Source organism: Psychrobacter sp. 1U2, from assembly GCF_051847575.1.
This window is the reverse complement of sequence record NZ_JBPYDC010001307.1, coordinates 1-635: the sequence shown is the minus strand read 5'-3', so window position 1 is coordinate 635 and position 635 is coordinate 1. Positions and strand designations below refer to the sequence as shown.

The 635-nt window shown below is 42.5% G+C and carries 1 pseudogene; it reads left to right on the top strand.

The window, feature by feature from the left end:
• A pseudogene (locus ACS8FD_RS21795) lies at nucleotides 1-635 on the top strand (DNA-directed RNA polymerase subunit beta'); the annotation flags it as partial.

Genomic DNA, 635 nt, shown 5'->3' with positions numbered 1-635 from the left:
GGTAAAGCGATTCAGTTACATCCGCTCGTTTGTACTGCGTTTAACGCTGACTTTGATGGTGACCAAATGGCAGTACACGTGCCATTGACGCTAGAGGCACAGCTTGAATCACGTGCCTTGATGATGTCGACTAACAATATCTTGTCACCTGCAAATGGTGATCCAATTATTGTACCGTCGCAAGATGTAGTACTTGGTTTGTATTATATTAGCCGTTCATCAGTGAATGCTAAAGGCGAAGGCATGGTCTTTGCCACTGTTAATGAAGCCTTACGTGCGATTGGTTCAAATGACTTGCATGTGAATGCTAAGATAAAAGTACGTGTTACTGAAACGTATGTCGACGAAGAAGGCCACGAAACCAAAGAAGTTACCTTAAAAGATACAGTTGCCGGTCGTCTGCTTATCTGGAATATTATGCCAAAAGGTATGGTGTTTGATGAGTGCAACCAAGAGATGACGAAGAAAAATATCTCGCGTCTGATTAACTCTTGCTATCGTAAGATGGGCGCCAAAGGTAGTGTCATGTTTGCTGACCAATTGATGTACCTAGGTTTTGCTCAAGCAACCTTATCTGGTGTGTCAATTGGCTTGGATGACATGGTTATTCCACCTAGCAAAAAGCAGATTATTGA